Consider the following 23,337-nt stretch of genomic DNA (forward strand, 5'->3'; position numbering starts at 1 on the left):
GCTCGTTGGAAAGTAAGTAGAAAGGGAAATAAAGACGTGATGAAGAATCGACTTTTAGGTGTCATCCTGGCGCTGGTAGCAGTAGGAGTTGGCTATTTCGCCTATCAATCGTTACCAACCGAGAAACCTACCGCGTTAGTGTATGAGCCCGCCCGAGCACTGGAACCATTTGTGCTTGAGAGTTCATTAGGAGCCCCTGTCACTCAGGAGAGCCTGCATGAGCAATGGACATTGCTATTCACTGGCTATACGTTCTGTCCTGATATTTGCCCAACGACCATGGCGGAACTACGGCGGATTCTTCCTGAATTACAGCAAGCCACCAACTGGCCTGTTCGGGTTTGGATGATTTCCGTTGATCCACAGCGTGACACGCTACAACGAGTTACGGATTACGCCACCTTTTTTGGCGAGGAATTTGTGGGCGTGCGTGCCGATCACCCTGAGCTTTACCCCTTTGTCACTGGGTTGGGGCTGATGTATTCCATTCCGCGCCCCGAAGACCAAGACTACTTAGTCAACCACAGCGCGGCAATTGTGCTGGTAAATCCACGCGGGGAACGCACCGCCATCTTTAATGCCGAGCATGTGTTAGGGGCGGTTCCCACAGTGAACATGGCGCAATTGGCGAAGGATTTTTCGCTCATTGCCCCTAAATTCCGTTAATCAGGCCAAGTACCGTTGGCGTTCGGGCGTACAAAAGGCTGCGAATACCAGTAAAAACGTCCGGGCTTTGCGCGGCTTGGAACCGTGCAATTCACCCGTGAGCGCCCTTCTGGAATTGCTTGCTCGAGTTGCACGGTAAAGCGTCGTTCTGACCACTCCGGCTTCAGCACAGAGCTGCCGGCAAAACAATTCATTTGGCGTGGGTTAAAGTCATCGGTATGTGCTAGCTCGACCGTAAAACTTGGCGTTAGCATGTCGTGATCCATCATCATGGTGGCGGGCTCGATTGCCACTACCGGCAACCCTAAGCTTTTCATTTTAGTGCTTAGCGTCGCTAAATTGGCATATTGCGCAGACGCTGGGAAGCGAGGGATAGCCGTCAATGACGTTGCGGCAGTCCATGGGCCTGAATGCTGGGCAAATGCTAAGAAGCCATGTTCCTCAAGTAACTGTTCCAGTTGCGGATCATATTCACCATAAGGGTACGCAAAATGTTTCGCTTGCGTTCCTAATTGCTCATCAATTTCGTCTTGTGCGTCTAAAATATCGCTCAGCACACGTTGCCGCCAGTCACTGTCAGTTTCATCGGTATGGCGCCACGTCATATGCCAATGACTATTGGAATGGTTGGCAATAATGGCACCGTACTGTTGTAATTCTTTGAGCTGCTCCCAGCTCATATACTGATGGGGCGCTTCTCGCATCAATTTGGGGTTAACAAAAATCGTAAACGGATAATTATATTTTTTGAACACCGCCAACCCGTCCTGATACACATTGCGCCAGCCATCGTCGAACGTGATGGCAGCAGCATAATCAGGCAGTGGTTTATTCTGGGCGAAATGTTCCTGAACTTCCGCCAACGATAACACGGTAAACTTATTTTCTTTGAGCCAAGCAAAATGGGCGTCCAGCTCTGCGGCTGTCACTGAAGTCACCCGCGGTGTATCATTACCAACATGATGATATTGCAAAATAGCGACACTTCCGGGTGCCGCCCAAGCAATACTGGTGGCCCAAGCGAATAACATAACGATGAAAAAACGCATGGAAAAACTTCCTTCTTGGTTAGGGCAGCGCGCTGATCATCGCGCGATATTTGCCATTGCTCTGCCCATGATCATATCAAACATTGCAGCGCCGTTATTAGGATTAGTCGATACCGCGATTATCGGCCACTTGCCCCAATCAATTTACCTCAGTGGGGTGGCTCTTGGCGCGATGATCACCAGTTTTACTTATTTATTATGCATGTTTTTGCGGATGACAACGACCGCAGAAATTGCCCATGCGTTTGGAGCTCGCCGATCTGATCTCGCTCAACAGACGACCACTCACGCCGTTGTCATTGCCGCCGTGTTGGGCCTTGCCATTATTTTACTCCGCCCTGTCATTCTGCAATTGGCATGGGCAGTCATTGAGCCAGACCCCGAACTCCAGCGGTATGCAAGCCAATACATTGATATTCGCCTCTGGGCTGCCCCAGCTGCACTCATTAACCTAGTGGTGTTGGGCATCTTGCTCGGCCGACAGCAAGCAAAGTATGCCATGGGATTGGTGATTTTTACCAATGCAGTCAACGTGGTTGCAGACATCATTTTGATCATTGGTTTAGATTTAAATGTGGTGGGGGCAGCATGGGCTTCGGTATTGGCAGAAACATCCACCGCAGCACTCGGCTTATGGCTCATTCGCGATCTCTTGCCACCTTGGCGACAATGGCACATTACCCCAGCGTATTTTAAGCAGTTTGGCGCCATGAATCGGGACGTCTTCATCCGCTCCTTGCTACTTCAATTTTGCATGGCCGTTATGACTGGCTATGCGGCGCGCTTTGGGGCGGTAACTGTGGCAGCAAATGCCGTTCTCATGCAATTTTTGATGCTTATTTCACTGGGTCTGGATGGTATTGCTTATGCCATTGAAGCTCTGCTAGGGGCAGCCCGTGGCCAAGGGTCTCGGCATAAAATCCGCCTATGGATGCGCTTATGTGCACTGTGGTCGTTGTTATTCGCGTGCGCCTACAGCGTGGTCTTTTGGGGTTTTGGCGATGGTATTATTCGCTTACTCACCGATCTCCCAGAGGTCATTCAAACAGCAAAGCTGTATCTACCATGGCTCATTATCATGCCACTCTTGGGCCACTGGAGTTATTATTTTGACGGAGTTTACATTGGACTTGGGTTAACCCGAGCCATGCGTAACACCATGGCAATTAGTGTGCTAGGGGTCTTTGTGCCAACCTGGCTCATCAGTCAGCAGTGGTTAGCCGAGGAACATGCCAACCACGGTTTGTGGTTGGCATTGAGTTTATTTCTATTAGCTCGCGGGGTAACGCAATGGTTCTACTTAAAGCGCCACCAGCGACGCTTGAGCACTTAGTAGTAGGAATGCTCGCCCGGCTGGTGGTCCGTGATATCACGAACGCCGGTTAGTTCACCTGGGAAGCGTTGCAGCAGTTCTTTTTCAATGCCTTCTTTCAAGGTGACATCAACCATGCTGCAACCATTACAACCGCCACCGAATTGCAAAATAGCCACGCCATCATCGGTAATTTGGTTCACGATCACTTTACCACCGTGATTTGCCAGCTGGGGGTTAATTTCAGCTTGAATCACGTAGTCGACACGCTCAATCAAAGGAGCGTCATCCGCCACTTTACGAGCTTTCGCGTTCGGTGCTTTCAAGGTGAGCTGTGATCCAAGATCTTTCTCTTCATAATCGATCACGGCATCAACTAAGAACGGAGCACTGCCCGAGTCGACAATGGCATCAAAGCCACTGAATGGTAAAACCTCGTCATCCCCTTCAATAGAATCTGGTGGGCAGTATGACACACCGCACTCTGCAGATGGCGTTCCCGGGTTCACCACGAACACACGGATATTGGTATTATCCGGCTGCTCGGCAAGTAACTTGCGAAAATGTGCTTGTGCACTTTCTGTAATACGAATCATGGGTTGGCCCCCTTACGACGAATTTTGTACCTAAACCTCAAGGTGATACTTGAGTGAATTACTAGGGTATATCTTATCGCAAATTTCACGCATTGCATAGTAATCATCTTGGTCAAACCGTTATATTTTGCTAGGTTCGGAGGCCTAATCATTTGAAGTCACATAGGAAACCTCCATGGCTCGATTTTTTCATATCGCATTCGCGTGGCTGTTTTTTACAACCACTGCGACAGCGGCAACGCTAAACGATTATTTACCGAAAGATGTTACCTACAATCCTGACATTCCAACGCCCAAAGAAGTATTAGGGTATGAAGTTGGCGAATGGCACGTTCGACCAGAACAGCTGGTTCGCTATATGGAAGTGTTAACGGAAAAATCCGATCGCTTCTCACTCGAAGTAACGGGTTATAGTCATGAACGTCGCCCTCTTTTATTGCTCACCATTACAGCCCCAGAAAACCATCAAAATATCGAGCAATTACGTGATGCTCATTTAGCGCTTGCTGATCCGCAGCGCAAAGGAGACCCCGATCAGGCACCGTTAGTGCTTTATCAGGGCTACAGTATTCACGGTGACGAGCCTAGTGGCAGTAATGCTGCACTGCTTTATGCCTATTATTTGGCAGCGGCTCAAGGTGAGAAAATAGAACAAGTATTAAAAGACACCATTATCCTCCTAGACCCTAGCTATAACCCTGACGGCCTCGCGCGGTTTGCCCAGTGGGCGAACCAACACAAGAGCCTCAACTTAGTCACGGATACTCAGCATCGCGAACATGTCCAGGCCATGCCTCGCGGACGCGTCAACCACTATTGGTTTGACCTCAACCGGGATTGGTTGTTGCTGCAACACCCAGAGTCACAAGCTCGCATTGCTCAATTCCAAAAGTGGAAGCCAAATGTGCTAACAGACTTCCATGAAATGGGCACCGACAGCACGTTTTTCTTCCAACCTGGCATTCCAACGCGGAAAAACCCGCACACGCCAGAAGAAAACGTCCGCCTCACCCAAACGCTTGCAGAAGGTCATGCTGCCGCGTTGGATGAACAAGGTCGATTGTACTTCACCAAAGAATCATTCGATGATTTTTATGCTGGGAAAGGCTCCACTTATCCTGACCTGCAAGGTGCCATTGGCATTCTGTTTGAGCAGGCATCAAGCCGCGGGCATGCACAAGATTCCATTAATGGGATCGTAGAATTCCCGTTTACCATTCAGAACCAATTCACCACCTCATTAACCAGCATGTATGGTGCTCACGCCAACAAGCGTTGGTTTAATGAGTATCAGCAGCGCTTCTATGATGATGCCATGGCAGCGGCTAAAAAGGCCGGTTTTAAAGGCTATATCATGACGGATTCCACGGATCCGGTACGAATGAATGAGATGCTTCACATTCTTGCTCAGCATGGCATTGAAGCGTACCCACTCACGCAGTCCGTGAAAGTGAATGGCACCACCTATCCGGCCGAGCACAGCTACTATGTGCCGCTCACGCAAACGCAATATGTCCTGATTCGTGCCATTTTTATGGATCAGACAGATTTTGAAGATAATACCTTCTATGACGTTTCGGCATGGACATTCCCACACGCCTTTAACATCGTATTTGATAAGTTTGACGGCCGTAGTATTCCCGTCAGCAAAACAGCGTGGCAAGCTCCAACGCCGCAACCGGTGACGTTGGAAGCAGATGCCTATGCTTATGCGTTTGAATGGCACCATTACTATGCGCCAAAAACCTTGAATCGCTTGTTGCAAGCAGGGGTTCATGTCCGTCAGGCGATGAAAGAGTTTACTGCCAAAACAACGACCGGTGAGGTGACCCTCAGTCCAGGCACTGTGGTGGTTACGCGCGCTTATCAACAGCAAGACTGGCGTGATGTTCAAGCAATCTTGGCAGAGTTAGCCACGGAACATCAGCTGCCCGTGCACGCCATTCGTTCTGGAATGTCTACCGCAGGCATGGACCTTGGTAGCCGCAACCTCCCGCCAGTTAAACCGGTGTCGGTTATGATGGTGGTTGGCACCGATGCCAATATGTATGAAGCGGGTGAAGCTTGGTACTACTTAGACCGTCACGTTGGTATTCCGGTCTCTATGGTAGATACGGATCGCTTCAATAACGCTGATTTAAGCCGCTACACCCATATCATTATGGTGGACGGCCGTTACTCAACCCTGAACCGTCGCAGTGTGGAAAAACTGCAAGATTGGGTTCAACAAGGGGGGGTGGTCATTGGCCAACAAGGCGGTGCACGCTGGTTAAGCGAACACGGCATTCTTGGTGCCAAGTTTGTTGACGAAGCGACTTTCCGTGATGCCTTTAAATTTGGTGAGTTACGCTACGGCGATATGGATGACTTCTATGGTCAACGCCGCTTAGCAGGAGCTATTTTTGAAGTTCAGTTGGATACCAGCCATCCATTGGCATTCGGTTACCCACGGACACAACTGCCTGTTTTCAAAGACAGCACCAATGCAATGATTGTTCCTGATGCACCGTTCGTTACCGTCGCCACTTACAGCAATCCAGAACCGCGATTAGCTGGATTCACCGCCGAGGCGAACCGTCAGGTATTGGCAGGAAAAGCGGCCATCATTGCGCATCGTAAGGGCGCGGGACGCGTTGTTGCATTTGCCGATGATGTGAACTTTAGAGCCTTCTTCTGGGGCAGTGCAAAGTTGCTCAGTAATGCAATTTTCTTAGCTCCTGAAGTACGCCCAACCCTCAGTGATGAAGAGAACGCCGCTGCTGCTGCAGAAGAAGCAGCCGAGGCAGCTCACGCTCACTAAGGTTCTCCCTGCGGTTGATGCGGTTCAACATAAGCGAACGCCCACGCATCAACCGCTTTTGCACCCCGACGCAGTAATGCGTCGGCGGCCGCAGACATCGATGCCCCTGTCGTTAGTACATCATCCACCACCGCCACGGTGAGCCCCGTCATCGAACGTGTACAATGCATGCTATGCGTCATGTTTTTCCACCGTTGACCGACGTCTGCTTGGTGCTGGGCCCCTTCTTCGTCGCGGATCCGCCGCAATAATCCCTGTGCGACCGGACGTTGTAATAATCTCGCCACTTGATGGGTTAATAATCCAGCTTGGTTATAGCCACGCTTGCACCAACGCTGATAGGTCATTGGCATAGCAACAATCACATCGGGCCAGTCCAGTTGTTGGAAACGATAGCAATGTTGAATTTGCGCCGCTAACAGGGGCGCTAAAATGGCGGCCAACTCAGGGCAACGTTGAAACTTAAAACGATGGATAAGATGCTGAATATCAGGCTGCCACGAAAACCCAGCGAACCAATAACGCCCATTTGCTAACTCGGGGCGGGCACACCGCCAACGCAAGCAACTGGGCGGCAGGCGCGGCAAATCCGCTAAGCAAATACGGCACAGTCCAGTCGACTCGCCAAGACGTAACGATTGATCACAGAGCCAGCAATACCCTAACATATGCATATCCTTATGCAGTAATCGATAGTGAGAGAGACATGGTAGCTTCAGTTTGGCGAGCCGTCAGCGGCACAGGAACGGATATTGTTGTACTCCATGGCTGGGGATTAAACGCCAACATCTGGACGCCCGTGGCACCAGCCCTTGCCCAACTCGGCCGCCTGCATCAGCTTGATCTGCCTGGCTACGGAGAATCCCCTTGGCCCGCCGAAGTTCCCCTAACCTTTGCCAACCTATGTAAGCAAACCCTAGCGGCATTGCCCCCGCGCTGTCATTTAATCGGTTGGTCATTGGGTGGGTTAATTGCCACAGAACTTGCGCTGCAACACCCGGAGCGCTTTTACAGCCTCACCACGGTGGCTTCTTCCCCTTATTTTCCTGCAACCGCAACATGGCCTGGTATCGATCCTCATGTGCTGACCACCTTTGCCAAGCAACTCAGCAAAGACTTCAAACGAACCGTGGAGCGTTTTCTGGCGTTGCAATCTTATGGCTCACCGGATGCACGCGCGGATGTGAAGCAGATTAAAGAATGGTTATTTGCCAAGCCAATGGCGACCCCCGAGGTGCTGGATGCAGGGTTAGACATGTTAGCCCATACAGATTTACGTGAGCGCTTGGCAAGCCTCACAGTCCCGCTGTTAAGAATTTACGGTAAATTGGATGCGCTGGTACCAAAGGCAGTTGCCGAGGCGGTTTCGGAGTTGGTGCCACAGAGCTCTTACTACATGGCAGAAAAGTGCAGTCACGCGCCCTTTATCAGTGCTCCAGCAGAGTTTCTGGCACAACTCATGCCGTTTATTCAGCAGCACCAACCCGTGCTTGATCCCGCCTAACACTTAACGTTGACAGGCAGGGCAGTACACCGTGCTGCGCTGCCCAAGGCGTATTTCTTTCAATCGACCACGGCATTGCATGCACAGCTTCCCGCCCCGGCCATAAACCATGAGTTCTTGCTTAAAATAGCCCGGTTGACCGTCCACCTGAGTAAAGTCTTGTAAGGTGGTTCCCCCTTGAGCAATCGCTTTGGTCAAGGTTTCTTTAATGATGGGCACCAACTGTTGATAGCGTTTTTCACTGACCCGTCCAGCGGCTCGATTCGGATGAATTCCAGCTTTAAAGAGGGCTTCATTCGCATAAATATTCCCAACACCGACCACCACATGGTTATCCATGATAAAGGTTTTAATGGCTTGCTGGCGTCCCCGTGAGCGCTGATAAAGGTAGTCCGCATTAAACTCATCGGTCAGTGGCTCTGGCCCTAGCCCTTGCAATAACGGATGCTGTTCAGCAGGGTGTTCAGCGCTAAACAGCCAACAGCCGAACCGCCGCGGATCGTTGTAGCGCAAGCTCACACCTGAGCGAAGCACAAGCTCGACATGATCATGTTTGACTTCGGGCGTGTCACTGGGAATAACGCGTAATGCGCCAGACATACCTAGATGAATGATCACATAGCCGTGGGTGGTGGTGATAATCAAGTATTTAGCGCGGCGTTCAACTCGTTGAATTTGGGCTCCGACTAAATCATTTAATTCAGGTGAAACAGGCCAGCGCAGGCGTGAATTTCGCACCACAACTCGTTCAATTGTTTGTCCTAACAAGTGAGGTTCAATCCCGCGGCGGCTTACTTCTACTTCTGGTAACTCAGGCATCGCTCAGTCATCCTACGTGGTGAAATCAATCGAAGCACAAACAAAAAAACCCAGCATAGCTGGGCTTTTAAGTGCTGAATGCGCAGTAAGAAGCTTACTTGATTTTAGCTTCTTTGAAAATCACGTGCTTACGAACCACTGGATCGTACTTTTTGATTTCCATTTTTTCTGGCATGTTGCGCTTGTTCTTGTCGGTGGTGTAAAAGTAACCAGTACCGGCAGAAGAAACGAGACGGATCTTATCACGCATGGTCTAATTCCTTACACTTTCTCGCCACGAGCGCGCAAATCAGCGAGCACCGCGTCGATACCATTTTTATCGATAATACGCATTCCTTTCGTAGAAATACGCAACTTAACCCAACGCTTTTCTGATTCTACCCAGAAGCGGTGGAATTGTAGGTTCGGCAGGAAACGACGCTTGGTCGCATTGCGCGCGTGAGAACGGTTATTACCGGTAACCGGACGCTTTCCTGTAACTTGACATACTTGTGACATCGTTTATTTACTCCAAAATTGCTTCAAGCTCGCCTGTCGCCCATCGCGGCCTTGCCTTGAATCCGAGGGCGCATTTTATACAGCAAATCGGCCCGGTAATCAAGTGATCGCTGATAATTTTTGATCTTTTTGATCCTGTATACGGCGGCGCTACTTTACTACAAGAGACCTCGCTCGGCAAATGAAACTGGTGTTCCTGAGCCGATAATGAAATGATCCAAAAGTGCAACGTCGATCATTCCTAACGCGCGTTTGAGTCGTTCAGTGACTTGCTGGTCTGCTTGACTAGGCTCCGCTACTCCGGACGGATGATTGTGCGCAAGAATAACAGCTGCCGCATTATATTGCATGACTAATTTTAACACCTCGCGCGGATAAACTGGTGCAGCGTTAATAGTGCCTTGAAATAATTCAACATATTTTAATAACCGATGCTGGCTATCGAGTAACAACACCACAAATACTTCCCGTTCTTGATGACGCAATTGTGCGGTTAAATAATCACGCACCATTTGCGGACGGGTAAACCCATCCTCCCGCCGTAATTCCCATTCCAGGTAGCGGCGCGCGATTTCCATCACAACCTGTAGCTGCATCACCCGCGCAGGCCCCATCCCCGGCTGCTGTAACAGCTGCTCGGCTGATGCGCTTAACATGCCACCAATCCCATCAAATTCTTGCAGGAGATCACGGGAAAAGGTAACCACATCTTTCCCCCGAATGCCCGTTCCCAACAAAATCGCCAGTAATTCAGCATCACTCAGGGTTGCCACTCCAAGCTCGGCCATTTTTTCACGGGGGCGTTCATTCGCGGGCCAATCCTTGACAGAACTCATGAAAATTCCCTCTTTGCAGTTAATGATCATGAGTAGTGTATGGAAGATTGAGTTAAAATCCGTTTGCCACGCTCGAATGTGAGCGCTCACTACTGCTATGCAGTCTGTGTTCGAGACAATAACGACCATCTCGGACACGAAGTGAAGCGCCCCATCGACAACAAATTCCGTAGTCGCACTTACTTCGAGCTTATGATAAGTTTACGTAAATTTTGTAAAGGACCTGACAACCGTGAATAATCTTCCGAATTCGCTGGCTCATAAGCGTATCCTGATTGGCATTAGCGGTGGTATCGCAGCCTATAAAATCCCGGAATTAGTACGCCGCCTGAAAGATTTAGGTGCCGACGTGCGTTGTGTGATGACCCAAGGGGCTCATGCCTTTATCACTCCCCTCACCTTACAAGCGGTGTCGGGCAACCCGGTTCATCACGACCTGCTCGATCCCGCAGCCGAAGCGGCAATGGGCCATATTGAGTTAGCCAAGTGGGCTGATTTGATCATGATTGCACCAGCCTCAGCGAGTGTCTTGGCCCAACTCGCTCACGGCCACGCCAGTGATCTGCTCAGCACCCTCGTGTTAGCAACCACTGCCCCTATTTATGTGGCCCCGGCCATGAATCAACAAATGTGGGCGAATCCAGCGGTGCAAGCCAATTGCCAGCGTCTTCAAACGTACGGAATCCATATTGTCGCACCCGCCAGCGGTGCCCAAGCTTGTGGCGATGTCGGGGCAGGTCGAATGCCAGAACCACTCGAGTTGCGTGATTGCATTGTTCAGCACTTTGCTGGCAATCACCAACTGCTTGCTAGTAAATCAATCCTAATTACCGCCGGCCCCACGCGCGAAGCCATCGACCCGGTTCGTTATTTAAGTAACCACAGCTCGGGGAAAATGGGGTTTGCGTTAGCCACGGCCGCCCAACAGCTGGGGGCGCAAGTCACATTAGTCAGTGGTCCGGTACAATTACCCACCCCGCCCGGGGTTACCCGCATCGATGTGGTAAGCGCTCAAGATATGTATGAGGCTGTATTAGCCCAGGTTGAGCAAGCGGATATCTTTATTGGCTGTGCGGCCGTTGCAGATTACCGCCCTGAGCAAATCGCTGACAGCAAAATCAAAAAGCACCAAGATACCATGCACCTCTCGTTGGTAAAAAATCCAGATATCTTGGCCACCGTCGCTCATCAACCCAACCCTCCGTTCACCATTGGTTTTGCTGCGGAAACTGACGATGTGGTGCGCTATGCCCAAGATAAACTGGAACAAAAGCGGTTGCGGCTGATTGCGGCCAATGACGTTAGTGACACCCAAATTGGCTTTAACAGTGATGACAATGCAATGCAGTTACTGTGGCAAGACGAGCAGGGTCAATTACAACAATTAAGCCTTAATCGGGCCAGTAAGCTGCAAATTGCAACACAACTGTTGCAGCATGCAGCAACCTTAATGAAGTAACGAATTGTTCAGATCAAAGGAGTTCGGCGTGGCCGCGAAACAAAATCGTAAACAAGAAATCTTAGCAGCCCTAGCAACCATGTTGGAAACCAGCCCCGGGCAACGCATCACGACCGCCCGTTTAGCGGCAGAAGTAGGTGTGTCTGAGGCGGCGTTGTATCGCCACTTTCCGTCCAAAGCTAAAATGTTTGAAGGTTTGATTGATTTTACCGAAGACGCGATTTTATCACGGGTCAATCAAATTCTAGAAAATGAAAAAGATACGGTTACACGGTGTGAACTCATTGTCCGTTTAGTCCTTACCTTTGTTGAGCGGAACCCTGGCATCACTCGCATTCTGACTGGTGACGCCCTGCTTGGCGAACACGAACGGTTACGAGGCCGAGTGCTGGGGATTTTTGAAAAGATAGAAGCGAATCTCAAACAGGCATTACGTGAACGCCGGTTACGTGAACAAGTACAAGGGAGATTAGACGAAGGCATGCTGGCGAACCTGATCATGGCCTACGCCGATGGGAAAATTACGCAGTTTGTGCGTTCTGAGTTCCGTCGCTTACCTACGGAACATTTTGATGAACAATGGCAAACCATTGCTCACCAACTTTTAAGCTAACCTATTCCGATTTCCGCGCTCTACTCAGCAGGTTAATTGCAGCTTGCTGAGGCGTGGTGTCACCATAAAGCACATCATAAATCTGTTCACAAATCGGCATTTCAACGCCGTGTCGTTTGGCTAAGTTCACCACTTCTCGCGTATTGCGATAACCTTCTACAGCCTGCCCAATGTCGCTCATTGCCTGTTGCAGTGACTGACCTTGCCCTAACGCTAAACCCAACCGTCGGTTACGAGATTGGTTATCGGTACAGGTTAGAATCAAGTCCCCTAACCCAGCCATACCGGTAAAGGTTTCTGGTTTCGCACCTAACTGCAGGCCCAACCGTGTCAATTCAGCAAGACCACGAGTAATCAACGCCGTTCGAGCATTGGCACCAAAGCCCACACCATCGGCCATGCCCGCCCCAATCGCAATCACGTTTTTTACTGCGCCCCCTAATTGCACGCCAATAAAGTCATCATTGGTGTACACGCGGAAGCTCCGATCACAATGGAGTAATTCAGAGAGCTCTTCAACAAAGGCAGGATCTGTGGATGACATTGAGATGGCGGTCGGTAATCCTTTGGCCATTTCCATGGCAAACGTCGGGCCCGATAATACGGCTAACGCATGCTGGCCTTCCAGAATTTCTTCAGCAACTTCAAATAATAGACGACCCGTGTCTGGTTCTAACCCTTTGGTTGCCCAAGCGACGCGTGCCGTGGGCTTCAGATGGGGTTTAATGTCACGCAATACTTGGCCAAACGCTTGGCTCGGCACAACCACCACAATGTTATCGCAGTCCTGCACCGCAGCAGCAATATCTGCCGTGACATGAAGTGTGTCTGGAAGTGGAATACCTGGCAAGTAACGCGCGTTTTCACGCGTTTTCGCCATTTCATTGACCTGTTCTGCATCGCGGCCCCATAAGCAGGTATGAGTTCCTTTACGAGCAAAACAAAGTGCTAGGGCAGTTCCATAAGAACCGGCACCTAGCACTGTGACTTGCGAGCTACGCATTGTTAGGTAACAAATTACGCGTCAGCTTGCTGTGCAGCTTCTTGCTGGCGTTGCTGTTGCTCGGCAACGTGTTGTGCGAAGACCGCATCAAAGTTTACCGGGGCAATGTTCAGCTGTGGGAAAGTCGCACGGCTGACTAAACTCGCCAAGCACTCACGTGCGTATGGGAATAAAATTGTTGGGCAGTAGGCACCAAGTAAGTGGGCACGTTGCTGCTCTGGAATGTTTTCAGTGATCGTGAAGATACCTGCTTGATGAACTTCCGCAATAAAGGCAACGGTGTCACCAAGTTTGTTCGTGGCAGTGATTTTCAGAACCACTTCGTAAACGCTATCTTCGATTTTTTCATTACGAACATTCAAATCAACGCTTAACTCTGGATTCCACTCTTTGCGGAATACTTCAGGTACGTTAGGTGCTTCAAATGAAACGTCTTTGGTGTACACACGTTGAATTTGGAATGCTTGTTGCGGTTGCGCTTCATCTTGAGCGGCGCCATTTACTTGCTGTTCATCAGCCATCTGTCTACTTCCTATTCTTGCTAATAGTTAAACTCGTTATTTTTTTACCAGTGGGAAACTGGCGCCCTGCCAAGCGGCGATACCGCCTTGCAATACGGCAACTTGCTCAAAACCTGCTTTGCTCAGCGACGATGCCGCTGTCCGTGCAGTCATTCCGGTTGCGCATACTACAACGATGGGGGCTGATTTGTATTTCTCAAGAGCTTGCAACTCATTATTTCGGATCTTTTCTGCAGTTACATGAATTGCGTCTTGAATGTGGCCTTTACGGTACTCGTCTACCGACCGAATATCAACATAAACGCCGTTACTGCGATTCACCAATAATGTGGCTTGCTGTGGTTCCAACATTGTGATTTTTGACGTAGCGCTTTTCACGTAGCTAACAATAATCGCGATCAATAGGATGACCCACAATAAGCTCATAAAGTAGTGGTCCATCGCGAAAGCGAGAAGTTGATCCATGGGGTTGCTTACTCCAGTTGAAATGAATAAGGCACAGAGTATACCGTCTGCCACGGATGTTGCCAGCAAAATTTGCCGTACTTTTGCCGTACTATAAGCATCAGAATAGGTGCGTCTTGGGACAAAATCGCATAAAATAAACTCAATATTCTGAATTTACTGTTAAACCATAGAGGATGTTATGGCCAAGCCAAATACACCGTTAGCACTCATTATTTTAGATGGGTGGGGTCATCGTGAAGCAGCTCCTGACAACGCTATTGCCGCAGCGCATACGCCCAACATGGATAAACTCTGGGCAACACGCCCGCGCACGCTCATCGACGGTTCTGGAATGTCCGTCGGTTTGCCAGACGGACAAATGGGCAATTCAGAAGTCGGTCACGTAAACTTAGGTGCAGGCCGCGTGGTTTATCAAGACTTTACACGTATTAGTAAAGCTATCGCCGACGGGGACTTTTTTACCAACCCGGCCTTAACTCAAGGGGTTGATGCCGCCGTCGCACAAGGGAAAGCGGTGCATATTATGGGGCTACTGTCTCCCGGTGGTGTCCACAGTCATGAAGACCACCTGATGGCCATGGTTGAACTTGCCGCACAGCGCGGTGCACAACATATTTATGTGCATGGTTTCCTCGATGGCCGCGATACGCCACCCCGTTCAGCGGGCCCTAGTATTGAACGCTTTGAGGCGTTGTTTGCACGTCTCGGCGTAGGTCGCTTTGCCAGCCTCTGTGGGCGTTACTTTGCCATGGACCGAGATAAACGCTGGGACCGCGTGGAACAAGCTTGGCAACTCGTGGTTCATGGCCAAGCACCTCATCACGCGGAAACCGCTGCCGCTGGCCTCGCTGCGGCATACGCGCGTGAAGAAAGTGATGAATTTGTCAAACCAACCCGGATTGGTGATACGGCCCCCGTGCAAGCGGGTGATAGCGTGTTTTTCATGAACTTCCGGGCCGACCGAGCGCGCGAATTGAGCCAGGCATTTTTAGCCACCGAATTCACCGGATTCGACCGTGGCACCGTGCCTCACCTCGGAGCTTATGTCATGCTCACAGAATATGCGGCCGACTTAATTGGCCCTATCGCATTCCCACCAGAGCCGCTCACCAACGTGTTAGGGGAATGGCTGGCAAAACATGACTACACTCAGCTACGAATTTCTGAAACAGAAAAATATGCCCACGTCACCTTCTTCTTTAGCGGTGGTCGCGAAGACACGTTCCCTGGTGAGCAACGTGTGTTGATTCCATCTCCCGCCGTGGCAACCTACGATTTACAGCCAGAAATGAGCTCAGAGCAACTCACCGATGCATTGGTCGAAGCCATCGAGCAGCGCCAAGTGGATGTCATTGTCTGTAACTATCCAAACGGCGATATGGTGGGTCATACAGGTAATTTTGATGCGGCAGTTAAAGCCGTCGAAGCGGTTGACCGTTGTATTGGCCGAGTCGTTGCAGCATTAGAAAAAGTAGGCGGAGAATGTTTGATCACTGCGGACCACGGCAACGCCGAACAAATGCAGGACCATAACACGGGGCAATCACACACTGCCCATACCAGCGAATTAGTCCCATTTATTTATGTTGGGCGTCCTGCGCAAGCTCGTGACGGCGGGGTGTTATCCGATGTCGCCCCTACCATGCTGCATTTATTGGGCTTAGAGCAACCCGCAGAAATGACCGGCTCACCGATTGTGACTTTGACCCAGCCGTGATTCGTCAGCTCGTTATCTGTGCCATGCTGGTGCTGTCCCCATTAAGTTGGGGGCAGCAAGCCAGCTTGGAAGAGCAAGCAGCAACCGAGGCCCAACTAGCTCAGATTGCGGCTGAGCTCAAAAAACGACAAACAGCCATCGGTCAGCGTGCCGAGCAATTATCGCTCACGGAACGCCAGCTGCGGCAATTAGAGCAGCAAATTGCAGGGGTTGCCGGCGACTTGAACCGAACCCGCCAAACGCTCGCAGATATCAGAGCGCGCATGACTGAGCTGCAAACACAAATTCAATCCCTCACCCAACAACTGCAAAACCAACAGCAACTGCTTGCGCAGCAAATAGACTTGGCTTACCGCATGGGGCAGCACGACTATCTGAAGTTTGTGTTACAACAACAAGAGCCTAGCCAATTTGAACGGCTGCTAGGTTATTACGGCTACTTTAACCGTGCACGGCTAGCTGTCTTGGCGGATATTCGAGAGACCCAACAACAACTTGCATCCGTAGAAGCAGAAGTTGCCACACAACAAGCAGAGTTTGAGCGCCAAGAGCAACAACAACGCCAACAACAAGGGGTGTTGCAGGCCCAACAAGGGGAGCAGCAACAACTTATTAAGCGGCTACAGCAGGAGCAATCGGTTGATCAGCGCCGCATTCAAGAATTACAACAGAACCAAGAAGCGCTCGAACAGGTTCTAGCTGCCATACAGGCAGCACTACGAGCCGAACCCAAGCTCAATGGCCTCGCTGATTTAAAAGGCAAACTCCAATGGCCCGCCAAAGGCCGCGTTGAACGGCTATTCGGCCAGCGCCGTAGCGGTGGGATTGATTGGAAAGGCGTCATGATTCATGCAGCTGCCGGAGAACCGGTACGAGCCATTGCGGACGGCCGGGTGTTGTTTGCCAACTGGTTAAGGGGCTATGGGCTGGTGATCGTGTTGGACCACGGCAACGGTTATATGAGTCTTTATGGCCATAACCAAACGTTGTTGCCCGCTGAAGGCGAGATTGTCCGTGCCAATGAAACCATTGCCTTAGTGGGCCAAAGTGGTGGCCGCGAAGCGCCGGCGCTGTATTTTGAAATTCGCATGAAAGGTGATGCGGTGAACCCAACTCAATGGTGCCGATAGCATGCCCTCATTGATGACTTGGGTAATGCTGCTCTGTGCTCTGTTCATCACCTCCAGTGCCTCAGCACTGCAGCAGCCTGAAACAACACCACCGAAAATTGCCATCGTGATTGATGACTTGGGGCATCACCGCTCACAGCAACGGTTTGCGACGCTCCCTGGGGCACTCACCCTCGCCATTCTGCCACATGCTCCTTATGCAACAACTCTCGCCGAGCATGCCACGGAAAATGGGAAAGAAATCATCATTCACATGCCCATGGAAGCCGTTGCGAGCTCCAGTGACGACCTAGGCGTGCTACGTGCCACCACATCACACACAGATCTGGTTGCACAACTCGAACAAGCATTTGTACAATTGCCCCAAGCCGTTGGCCTGAACAATCATATGGGCAGCCATTTAACCACGCTGGCTGAACCGATGCACTGGGTGATGACTGAGCTGGCAAAACGCCAGCTGTATTTTTTGGATAGCCGCACCAGTGCCGCGACTCAAGCAGAACAGATCGCTCGCCAAGTTGGCGTGGCAACCGCTCGACGCCATATCTTTTTAGATAATACCCCGCAATACGAATCTATTCAGGAACGCTGGCAAGCGCTCTTACAACACGCGGCCCAACATGGAAGCGCCATTGCCATTGCTCACCCCCATCGTGCCACCTATGAGTTTCTTGCCGAACAACTCCCACAACTTGCAGATAATGGCGTACAGCTTGTGTTTGTTTCAGAGTTGGTTCAACCACCCACCACGGAATAACCGCACGCCATCGGTCGCCGCAGGCGCATCATACACACGCTTAAAGTTAATCTGGTAACGGGCCATGCTTAAGCTCCTTGGTAGGATATCGCAATGACAGTTGTATTTTTGCTTTACGACAGCAATATTCTCAACATTTGCACAGGACTCAGTGGCACCTTTGGCGACCGATTTTCGGGTTGATGAAAGTGGTGCAGCCGTGTTGAGTATCCCCTTTGATTTACCGATAGCGCGTGACGAAAGCCCAAGACTGGCGAGATTATTAGTCAGCAGCTATTTAGTGCTTTTGGTCAAACCCGAACCATTTACACCGCAGGCGGTGTTGCACTTGGCAACATGCTGCCGCCAACCGAGCAAGGCTTTACCGGGCATCGGCAAATGGATGCCTTGGGCATTGTGCACATGAAAGGGCGCATTTACGACCCCACCCTTGGGCGCTTTTTACAGGCCGACCCCTTTGTGCAGGAGCCCAAAAACAGCCAAAACTACAACCGCTATAGCTATGTGCTGAACAACCCTCTTAGATATGCAGACCCAAGTGGCTATAACTTTTTAGAGCAAATAGCTAAGCCATTCAAAAAGCTAGGTCGAAGTATTCTTAAGGCGCTGGGACCTAAGGTAAGTGGCTGGCTAGTTTCTATTGGTTCTGCTTGGTGTGGTCCATATTATGCAGCTTGTGTCGCTGTCGGAAATTATGAAATTGCACGCTCACAGGGAGCAAGCTCTACAGGAGCCATGAGAGGTGCGTTTGCGGCGGGTGCAATGGCATCTGTTGGACAACAGGCTAATGTGCAATGGGGGTACGGTTCATGGCAATCAGTCGCGACACAGGCAACAGCTGGTGGCGTAATCGCAGATTTAAACGGTGGGAAATTTGGTCACAGATTTTGGGCGGCAGGCTTTAATGCAATTCAGCAAGGACCTAGCTCTGGAGCTAGTTATGGGTAAAATTTAAATAGTTTTGGTGATTACGCTAGATCATTTGGCAACTATATGACTAATGCCTATACACAAGAGGAGCTAGGCAGGTTTGCTAAAAAGAATGGAATGACACTTACAGAGTTAAATATTTTATTAACGGTGAATTCTTTTATTGGCAGAGAGTTTGCTGGAACCACATATAATTCAGATAAGAACACCATTACAGGATTTGCCACTAGAGATAAACATCCTTACCTCGGTATCTTTTGGGATGTGAATGATACTATTTTAGGCTATCAAGGTTATATTGATGCTGTTGGCTTTGGTTATATTTCTCAAGGTGCTGGAAGCTCGATTAATGCCGGGCATTCACTAGGAGCTTTAAGAGCTTCAAATTTAGTCGCTAGAGGTTTTGCTAGTGGAGCAAACATATATTCACTACCTTTTGGGAATGTATCTGAGACAGGAGTGAATACTACACTTGGCATGTTTGACCCAGTTAATGGTGGCGTATTAGGGATGCTATTTAACCCGTTTGCTTTATTAGTTGATAGCAATGTATTCCCTTATCATAGTTGTGCGGAGAATTATGGAGACGTGTGTGCTAGATAAAAAAATATCATTTTTGATTTTTTTAGTACCATTTTTAGTATCTTGTGCAGCTAAAGATGTAACGAGCGATGCATTCGCGGCTAAAATTGCTGATAAGTGTTTTAAAGTCACTAAAGACTTAAATATCTATGAGATAAAAGGAAGCGATAAAGACAAGGTGAGTTCTTTTTCGTCTTCGTATCTCATGATTGGAGATCCTTCTGAAAAACAACGATTTACTAAAACTGGTAAGTTCATTGGCACCGTTAAAAACGGAGAAATGTTGCTGATCACAAAAGTAATTGATTTCCCTTACGGTAGTGCCGGGAACTGCTGGGTAGTCAAAGCTCGTCACAAAAATACAAAGGGAAAGTTGTTGGAAATCCCTTCGTGTTGGGTCTGGGACCAACCTATTTGGATAGAACCTCTATCGCCCATAGAGCAGAAAAATACGGATAAGGAATTACTTATTAAAGCTGAGCAACTCAAAGAAGTTCCTAGAGGGAATTGCTCAGCCCAAGTGAGTAAGTAAATGTAGTAAGAATAAAAAGCAAGCGTCCGCTGGGAGGATATTCAACATTCCGTGTCAGCCAGTTTTGATTGGTGAACCGGCATGCGCAGCGGCGGCGCCGGCAGCTTAACCGAATACCGTTACACCGTGGCGGATGACGTGGTAATCGTGCAGCGCAAAAGCGCAAGCACAAGAACGGAAGCCACGTACTTGCTCTTTAAAGACCACCTAGGCTCGGTGTTTACCACCTTAGCCAGCACTGGCGAGATAATCAGCCAGCAGCTATTTAGTGCTTTTGGTCAAACCCGAACCATTTACACCGCAGGCGGTGTTGCGCTTGGCAGCATGCTGCCGCCAACCGAGCAAGGCTTTACCGGGCATCGGCAAATGGATGCCTTGGGCATTGTGCACATGAAGGGTAGGATCTACGATCCAACCTTGGGTAGATTCCTTCAGGCAGATCCGCATATTCAGGCACCTAAAAATAGTCAATCGTATAACCGATACAGCTACGTATTGAACAATCCAATTTCAATGACTGATCCTAGTGGCTATTTCTTTAAGAAGCTATTTAAAGCAATTGCCGACATTCCAATATTGAATGCGGTCATCTCAGTAGCATTTGCAATTTATTGTCAGGCTTGTTTAGTTGCATATAACGCAATGTCTACTTACGCACTCACAGGGAGTTTGAAAGCCGCATTTACTTCTGGTATCGCAACAGCAATTATGCCGGGAGGAGGCAGTGTTGGTAATGTGTTAGCGAGTGCCGTAATCGGAGGAGTATCATCAAGGCTTCAAGGTGGAAACTTTGGGCACGGCTTCTGGGCTGCTGGTGTTGGTGCTGCAATGGGAGGTGCGACTAAGGGAATTAAGAATCCTGTCGGTAAAGTGCTGGCATCGGCAGTTGTTGGTGGCACGATATCAAAAATCACTGGAGGCAAATTTGCTAACGGAGCTTATAGCGCAGCATTTGCAGCCGCACTAACGGCAGATTGGTCAGACAAGCCAGTAGATCCTAAAGCAGCCCAACATGCAAAAATGAGTGCTAAAGCTTATGGTGGCAAGGTTGGTGATAAAGTTGGTGATTATGAAATCACCAAGATACACTCTGATGATACTGGATTAAGAGCTGCATTATTTGTTGACGGAAGCGGTAATCAGGTTCTTGCATATGCTGGAACTGATTTTACGAGTTGGGCTGATTGGAAAGCAAATATATTGCAGGGTATGGGTTTAGAATCGGCTCAGTACACTAACGCAATAGAACTTGCCCGAAGTTATGGTTCAATTACATTTACTGGGCATTCATTGGGCGGTGGCCTTGCTTCAGCAGCTGCAATATATACTGGGGGGGACAGCTTCGGTATTTAATGCGGCAGGCTTGCATGATAATACTATTGGTGACTTCAGTCGGAATAGGGGAAGTATTACGCACTATTATAGTGGATATGATGCGATAAGTGCTGTGAGTGCTTTCACTCCTACAAGTGTACCCGGTACTCAAGTGAATTTAGGCCATGCTAGTTGGCATGATATGGGCAGTATGTGTCAAGTGTTGAGGACTTCATGTTAAATTTAGTTAGCAAAAAATCATTGAAAATTTCGTGTATTGTCGCTGTTACATTTGTCTCTGGCTGTAGCACAGCAAACCAATTTCATGAACCACAAAAAAAATATGAACAGACGTTAAGTAAAAAAGTACTCATTCATATGGATATAGAAACAATGTTTCCATCGGTCAAGCTTAGAAAATTGGCGAACGCGGCTGGTAGGGGAAACACATCACTTGTTGACGCACTGATTAGTGAAGGAGTGGACGTTAACTCTCGCGGAACAGAGAATGCAACCGCTCTATTCTGGTCAATGAGAAATGAAGAAGGATTTAACCACCTGTTGGCTAAAGGGGCAGATCCAAATGTTGTATTTGGTGATGGTGGTAGTGTAATGCACTGGGCCGCGAGACAACAGGATTGTGACATGCTCATATCTGCTCTTAAACATGGTGGAAATCCTAATTTAAGAGCTGGGATGTTTGGAGGATCACCCGCTTTTGAAACTATCACTGCTGGGAAAAACAAGGGAACTCCACCTTGTTTAGAAGTACTTTTAGCACATGGTTCTAATATTGAGTTTCGTGATAATAACGGCAAAACACTTCTGTTTCTGGCAACGGATATAGCTAGATTTGATGTGGCGCTATATTTATTAGAAGAAGGAGCTGATCCAAGTGTTCAAGACGTAAAGGGAAGAACTATAAGAACTTTGCTTAACTCTTATCAAGGGGCATTTAAAGAGGGAAGCACAACAGAAAGCAATTGGATAAAGCTGAAAGGAAAATTGGATAAACTAGGGATTGAGTAACAATAAGCCTTATTAGAACAATCTGAGTTGTTTATTTGAACTCAAATCAAAATTTTAGAACCAGCAACGGTAGTGTAGTAAATGATACATTGTTGGGATATCAGGGTTATTTAGACGCTTCTGGCTTTGACTACATTAATAGCGCGAATGCCAGTAACCATATTTCATATTGTCATAGTTTGGGCTCGATAACTTGTAATAATCTGGTTGCAAAGGGTTTTGCGCCCTCTGCAAGTCTAAACTCTTTGCCTTTTGGAAACGTGGCGTATGGTGCAAACCAAAGAATGACTCAGTTAGGTAAATGGGACATTGTAAACGGATTTATATTCGGAAGAATGTTTAACTGGGGGGCAACTTCTACCAACTGTAGAAGTATTGACGATGCATTATGTCATGGCGGGAGAAACTATCGATGAATAAGTGTATTCTAAAGTTAATGGCTGTATTTTCTTTAAGCGCTTGTTCTTTGTCATCAAGTCAGGATTACACTAGTAGCTATAGGGGAGATTGCTATAGGTTGCTAAGAGCAAGCGTTTTGTATAAAGGTTGGTGCGTAAACCTATCTTCATCATTTTCGATAGCAAGCAGTTGCTTAGGTTTACAATCTTTTCCCATCGAGACGTATGACAAAGATAAAAATATTTTGAACTCGTTTGCTGAATATCAAAGTGACAAAGACTTTTGGAATAAAAAGTTATTTGGCACTTCATTATCTTCATCTAAATATACATTGGTAGATGAAGTATCTACAGATACACAATTTCAAATAACTCAAGTCATAGAACAACAATGGGGAACTGATGGCTATTTTTGGGCAGTTAGAGCCAAAATTTTAACGGGGAAATATAAGGGCAAAGTGGTTACGTTACCAACGTATAAGTTCCACTTAGGGCAGGCGTGGGCAAAAAGACCATCAACTGAAAGCTTTTATTTAGATAGCTCTTATGTAATGAGTTGTGGTGCTATAGCAGATTAATTGAACTCAAACACTCTGCTCTTAGCCTTAATTTAGAGTTTGGGAGTAACCAAAAGGCGCAGCTGCTTTAGTTGGCGGTACCGCATCAAGTTTAAGTGGCGGTAAGTTCGCTAATGGCGCGATAACTGGGGCTGTAATCCCCCCATTTTAAGCAGCAGTTATTCGTAGAATTAATGAACCGCTTGCGTTAATTGTTTTGGCGGAATGCCTCCGATAGCTGTATTAG

General features: G+C 48.7%; 25 protein-coding genes. 15 read left to right on the forward strand and 10 right to left on the reverse strand.

Translation table 11 applies throughout. The features are described from left to right. Positions 1–39: 39 nt before the first annotated feature. Positions 40–666, forward strand: coding sequence for an SCO family protein (locus tag BLP64_RS06675; protein ID WP_092592970.1), 627 nt, complete (start codon positions 40–42; stop codon positions 664–666). Here the strand turns inward: BLP64_RS06675 and BLP64_RS06680 are convergent. Further along, positions 663–1,715 carry a polysaccharide deacetylase family protein gene (locus BLP64_RS06680; protein ID WP_092592972.1) on the reverse strand — a complete coding sequence of 351 codons (1,053 nt, stop codon included), beginning with the start codon at positions 1,713–1,715 and terminating at the stop codon, positions 663–665. The genes BLP64_RS06675 and BLP64_RS06680 overlap by 4 nt on opposite strands. On the opposite strand from BLP64_RS06680, the gene BLP64_RS06685 reads away from it, so the two are divergent. Continuing rightward, complete coding sequence (locus BLP64_RS06685) at positions 1,714–3,048, forward strand: MATE family efflux transporter (RefSeq protein WP_092592974.1); 1,335 nt, start codon at positions 1,714–1,716, stop codon at positions 3,046–3,048. The genes BLP64_RS06680 and BLP64_RS06685 overlap by 2 nt on opposite strands. On the opposite strand, the gene nfuA is transcribed toward BLP64_RS06685, so the two are convergent. Next, positions 3,045–3,623: a Fe-S biogenesis protein NfuA gene (gene nfuA / locus BLP64_RS06690; RefSeq protein WP_092592976.1), complete on the reverse strand. Its 579-nt coding sequence runs from the start codon at positions 3,621–3,623 to the stop codon at positions 3,045–3,047. The two genes, BLP64_RS06685 and nfuA, sit on opposite strands and share 4 nt — an antisense overlap. A 175-nt stretch (positions 3,624–3,798) precedes the next feature. On the opposite strand from nfuA, the gene BLP64_RS06695 reads away from it, so the two are divergent. Next, positions 3,799–6,423: a M14 family zinc carboxypeptidase gene (locus BLP64_RS06695; protein WP_092592978.1), complete on the forward strand. Its 2,625-nt coding sequence runs from the start codon at positions 3,799–3,801 to the stop codon at positions 6,421–6,423. Here the strand turns inward: BLP64_RS06695 and BLP64_RS06700 are convergent. Then, positions 6,420–7,091, reverse strand: a complete 672-nt coding sequence (locus BLP64_RS06700; RefSeq protein ID WP_092592980.1) for a ComF family protein — start codon at positions 7,089–7,091, stop codon at positions 6,420–6,422. The genes BLP64_RS06695 and BLP64_RS06700 overlap by 4 nt on opposite strands. 38 nt (positions 7,092–7,129) lie before the next feature. Between BLP64_RS06700 and bioH the strand changes: the two genes are divergently transcribed. Next, positions 7,130–7,927 (forward strand): pimeloyl-ACP methyl ester esterase BioH, encoded by a 798-nt coding sequence (gene bioH / locus BLP64_RS06705; protein ID WP_092592982.1) that lies wholly within the window; start codon positions 7,130–7,132, stop codon positions 7,925–7,927. Between the two features lie 3 nt (positions 7,928–7,930). On the opposite strand, the gene mutM is transcribed toward bioH, so the two are convergent. From mutM to radC, 4 genes are all read right to left on the reverse strand, one after another. Beyond that, positions 7,931–8,746, reverse strand: a complete 816-nt coding sequence (mutM, locus tag BLP64_RS06710) for a bifunctional DNA-formamidopyrimidine glycosylase/DNA-(apurinic or apyrimidinic site) lyase (protein WP_092592984.1) — start codon at positions 8,744–8,746, stop codon at positions 7,931–7,933. Between the two features lie 94 nt (positions 8,747–8,840). Next, positions 8,841–8,996 (reverse strand): 50S ribosomal protein L33, encoded by a 156-nt coding sequence (rpmG, locus tag BLP64_RS06715; protein ID WP_092592986.1) that lies wholly within the window; start codon positions 8,994–8,996, stop codon positions 8,841–8,843. A gap of 11 nt (positions 8,997–9,007) precedes the next feature. Next, a complete protein-coding gene (gene rpmB, locus BLP64_RS06720; protein WP_092592988.1) occupies positions 9,008–9,244 on the reverse strand; it encodes a 50S ribosomal protein L28 in 237 nt (78 codons plus the stop codon). Positions 9,245–9,402: 158 nt separating this feature from the next. After that, positions 9,403–10,080 (reverse strand): RadC family protein, encoded by a 678-nt coding sequence (radC, locus tag BLP64_RS06725; RefSeq protein WP_092592990.1) that lies wholly within the window; start codon positions 10,078–10,080, stop codon positions 9,403–9,405. Positions 10,081–10,312: 232 nt separating this feature from the next. Between radC and coaBC the strand changes: the two genes are divergently transcribed. Beyond that, positions 10,313–11,539, forward strand: coding sequence for a bifunctional phosphopantothenoylcysteine decarboxylase/phosphopantothenate--cysteine ligase CoaBC (gene coaBC / locus BLP64_RS06730; RefSeq protein WP_199286049.1), 1,227 nt, complete (start codon positions 10,313–10,315; stop codon positions 11,537–11,539). A gap of 28 nt (positions 11,540–11,567) precedes the next feature. Then, the gene (gene slmA, locus BLP64_RS06735; RefSeq protein ID WP_092592992.1) at positions 11,568–12,152 is read left to right on the forward strand and encodes a nucleoid occlusion factor SlmA; all 585 of its coding nucleotides are present in this window, start codon (positions 11,568–11,570) and stop codon (positions 12,150–12,152) included. Position 12,153: 1 nt separating this feature from the next. Here the strand turns inward: slmA and gpsA are convergent, their stop codons facing one another. Genes gpsA through BLP64_RS06750 form a run of 3 tightly spaced genes read right to left on the reverse strand, consistent with a single transcriptional unit; the run spans position 12,154 to position 14,141 of the window. Further along, positions 12,154–13,155 (reverse strand): NAD(P)H-dependent glycerol-3-phosphate dehydrogenase, encoded by a 1,002-nt coding sequence (gene gpsA, locus BLP64_RS06740; protein ID WP_092592994.1) that lies wholly within the window; start codon positions 13,153–13,155, stop codon positions 12,154–12,156. Between the two features lie 14 nt (positions 13,156–13,169). Further along, positions 13,170–13,676, reverse strand: coding sequence for a protein-export chaperone SecB (gene secB, locus BLP64_RS06745; protein ID WP_092592996.1), 507 nt, complete (start codon positions 13,674–13,676; stop codon positions 13,170–13,172). 36 nt (positions 13,677–13,712) lie between these two features. Continuing rightward, positions 13,713–14,141, reverse strand: a complete 429-nt coding sequence (locus BLP64_RS06750) for a rhodanese-like domain-containing protein (protein WP_092592998.1) — start codon at positions 14,139–14,141, stop codon at positions 13,713–13,715. A 181-nt stretch (positions 14,142–14,322) separates the two neighbouring features. On the opposite strand from BLP64_RS06750, the gene gpmI reads away from it, so the two are divergent. The 9 genes from gpmI to BLP64_RS10745 all read left to right on the forward strand — a co-directional run bounded on the left by gpmI (position 14,323) and on the right by BLP64_RS10745 (position 23,111). Continuing rightward, positions 14,323–15,861, forward strand: coding sequence for a 2,3-bisphosphoglycerate-independent phosphoglycerate mutase (gene gpmI / locus BLP64_RS06755; protein WP_092593000.1), 1,539 nt, complete (start codon positions 14,323–14,325; stop codon positions 15,859–15,861). Beyond that, positions 15,858–16,991: a murein hydrolase activator EnvC family protein gene (locus BLP64_RS06760; RefSeq protein WP_092593002.1), complete on the forward strand. Its 1,134-nt coding sequence runs from the start codon at positions 15,858–15,860 to the stop codon at positions 16,989–16,991. The genes gpmI and BLP64_RS06760 overlap by 4 nt, the downstream gene beginning before the upstream one ends. A 1-nt stretch (position 16,992) precedes the next feature. Further along, the gene (locus BLP64_RS06765) at positions 16,993–17,748 is read left to right on the forward strand and encodes a divergent polysaccharide deacetylase family protein (protein WP_092593004.1); all 756 of its coding nucleotides are present in this window, start codon (positions 16,993–16,995) and stop codon (positions 17,746–17,748) included. 261 nt (positions 17,749–18,009) lie between these two features. Further along, positions 18,010–18,696, forward strand: coding sequence for an RHS repeat-associated core domain-containing protein (locus BLP64_RS06770; RefSeq protein WP_199286051.1), 687 nt, complete (start codon positions 18,010–18,012; stop codon positions 18,694–18,696). Between the two features lie 45 nt (positions 18,697–18,741). Continuing rightward, the gene (locus BLP64_RS06775) at positions 18,742–19,281 is read left to right on the forward strand and encodes a hypothetical protein (RefSeq protein ID WP_092593008.1); all 540 of its coding nucleotides are present in this window, start codon (positions 18,742–18,744) and stop codon (positions 19,279–19,281) included. Then, positions 19,271–19,792 (forward strand): hypothetical protein, encoded by a 522-nt coding sequence (locus BLP64_RS06780; protein ID WP_092593011.1) that lies wholly within the window; start codon positions 19,271–19,273, stop codon positions 19,790–19,792. The genes BLP64_RS06775 and BLP64_RS06780 overlap by 11 nt, the downstream gene beginning before the upstream one ends. An 81-nt stretch (positions 19,793–19,873) precedes the next feature. Next, positions 19,874–21,145, forward strand: coding sequence for a Tle-like phospholipase domain-containing protein (locus BLP64_RS06785; RefSeq protein ID WP_092593013.1), 1,272 nt, complete (start codon positions 19,874–19,876; stop codon positions 21,143–21,145). Positions 21,146–21,340: 195 nt separating this feature from the next. Next, positions 21,341–22,135, forward strand: coding sequence for an ankyrin repeat domain-containing protein (locus tag BLP64_RS06790; RefSeq protein WP_092593015.1), 795 nt, complete (start codon positions 21,341–21,343; stop codon positions 22,133–22,135). Between the two features lie 412 nt (positions 22,136–22,547). Beyond that, positions 22,548–23,111: a hypothetical protein gene (locus BLP64_RS10745; protein WP_143001076.1), complete on the forward strand. Its 564-nt coding sequence runs from the start codon at positions 22,548–22,550 to the stop codon at positions 23,109–23,111. The last annotated feature ends 226 nt before the right edge of the window (positions 23,112–23,337 follow it).

Origin of the sequence: Pseudidiomarina indica (assembly GCF_900104245.1) — a bacterium.
GTDB lineage: Bacteria > Pseudomonadota > Gammaproteobacteria > Enterobacterales > Alteromonadaceae > Pseudidiomarina > Pseudidiomarina indica.

Excerpts from the sequence above, each read along its gene's own strand:
- BLP64_RS10745 (WP_143001076.1), top strand. The coding sequence starts at position 22,548 with ATGAATAAGTGTATTCTAAAGTTAATGGCTGTATTTTCTTTAAGCGCT.
- secB (WP_092592996.1), bottom strand. The coding sequence starts at position 13,676 with ATGGCTGATGAACAGCAAGTAAATGGCGCCGCTCAAGATGAAGCGCAA.
- BLP64_RS06700 (WP_092592980.1), bottom strand. The coding sequence starts at position 7,091 with ATGTTAGGGTATTGCTGGCTCTGTGATCAATCGTTACGTCTTGGCGAG.
- BLP64_RS06790 (WP_092593015.1), top strand. The coding sequence starts at position 21,341 with ATGTTAAATTTAGTTAGCAAAAAATCATTGAAAATTTCGTGTATTGTC.
- BLP64_RS06750 (WP_092592998.1), bottom strand. The coding sequence starts at position 14,141 with ATGGATCAACTTCTCGCTTTCGCGATGGACCACTACTTTATGAGCTTA.
- BLP64_RS06775 (WP_092593008.1), top strand. The coding sequence starts at position 18,742 with ATGACTAATGCCTATACACAAGAGGAGCTAGGCAGGTTTGCTAAAAAG.
- BLP64_RS06685 (WP_092592974.1), top strand. The coding sequence starts at position 1,714 with ATGGAAAAACTTCCTTCTTGGTTAGGGCAGCGCGCTGATCATCGCGCG.
- radC (WP_092592990.1), bottom strand. The coding sequence starts at position 10,080 with ATGAGTTCTGTCAAGGATTGGCCCGCGAATGAACGCCCCCGTGAAAAA.
- BLP64_RS06675 (WP_092592970.1), top strand. The coding sequence starts at position 40 with ATGAAGAATCGACTTTTAGGTGTCATCCTGGCGCTGGTAGCAGTAGGA.
- bioH (WP_092592982.1), top strand. The coding sequence starts at position 7,130 with ATGGTAGCTTCAGTTTGGCGAGCCGTCAGCGGCACAGGAACGGATATT.
- BLP64_RS06785 (WP_092593013.1), top strand. The coding sequence starts at position 19,874 with ATGCGCAGCGGCGGCGCCGGCAGCTTAACCGAATACCGTTACACCGTG.
- rpmG (WP_092592986.1), bottom strand. The coding sequence starts at position 8,996 with ATGCGTGATAAGATCCGTCTCGTTTCTTCTGCCGGTACTGGTTACTTT.
- BLP64_RS06680 (WP_092592972.1), bottom strand. The coding sequence starts at position 1,715 with ATGCGTTTTTTCATCGTTATGTTATTCGCTTGGGCCACCAGTATTGCT.
- gpsA (WP_092592994.1), bottom strand. The coding sequence starts at position 13,155 with ATGCGTAGCTCGCAAGTCACAGTGCTAGGTGCCGGTTCTTATGGAACT.
- gpmI (WP_092593000.1), top strand. The coding sequence starts at position 14,323 with ATGGCCAAGCCAAATACACCGTTAGCACTCATTATTTTAGATGGGTGG.
- rpmB (WP_092592988.1), bottom strand. The coding sequence starts at position 9,244 with ATGTCACAAGTATGTCAAGTTACAGGAAAGCGTCCGGTTACCGGTAAT.
- BLP64_RS06695 (WP_092592978.1), top strand. The coding sequence starts at position 3,799 with ATGGCTCGATTTTTTCATATCGCATTCGCGTGGCTGTTTTTTACAACC.
- nfuA (WP_092592976.1), bottom strand. The coding sequence starts at position 3,623 with ATGATTCGTATTACAGAAAGTGCACAAGCACATTTTCGCAAGTTACTT.
- BLP64_RS06765 (WP_092593004.1), top strand. The coding sequence starts at position 16,993 with ATGCCCTCATTGATGACTTGGGTAATGCTGCTCTGTGCTCTGTTCATC.
- mutM (WP_092592984.1), bottom strand. The coding sequence starts at position 8,746 with ATGCCTGAGTTACCAGAAGTAGAAGTAAGCCGCCGCGGGATTGAACCT.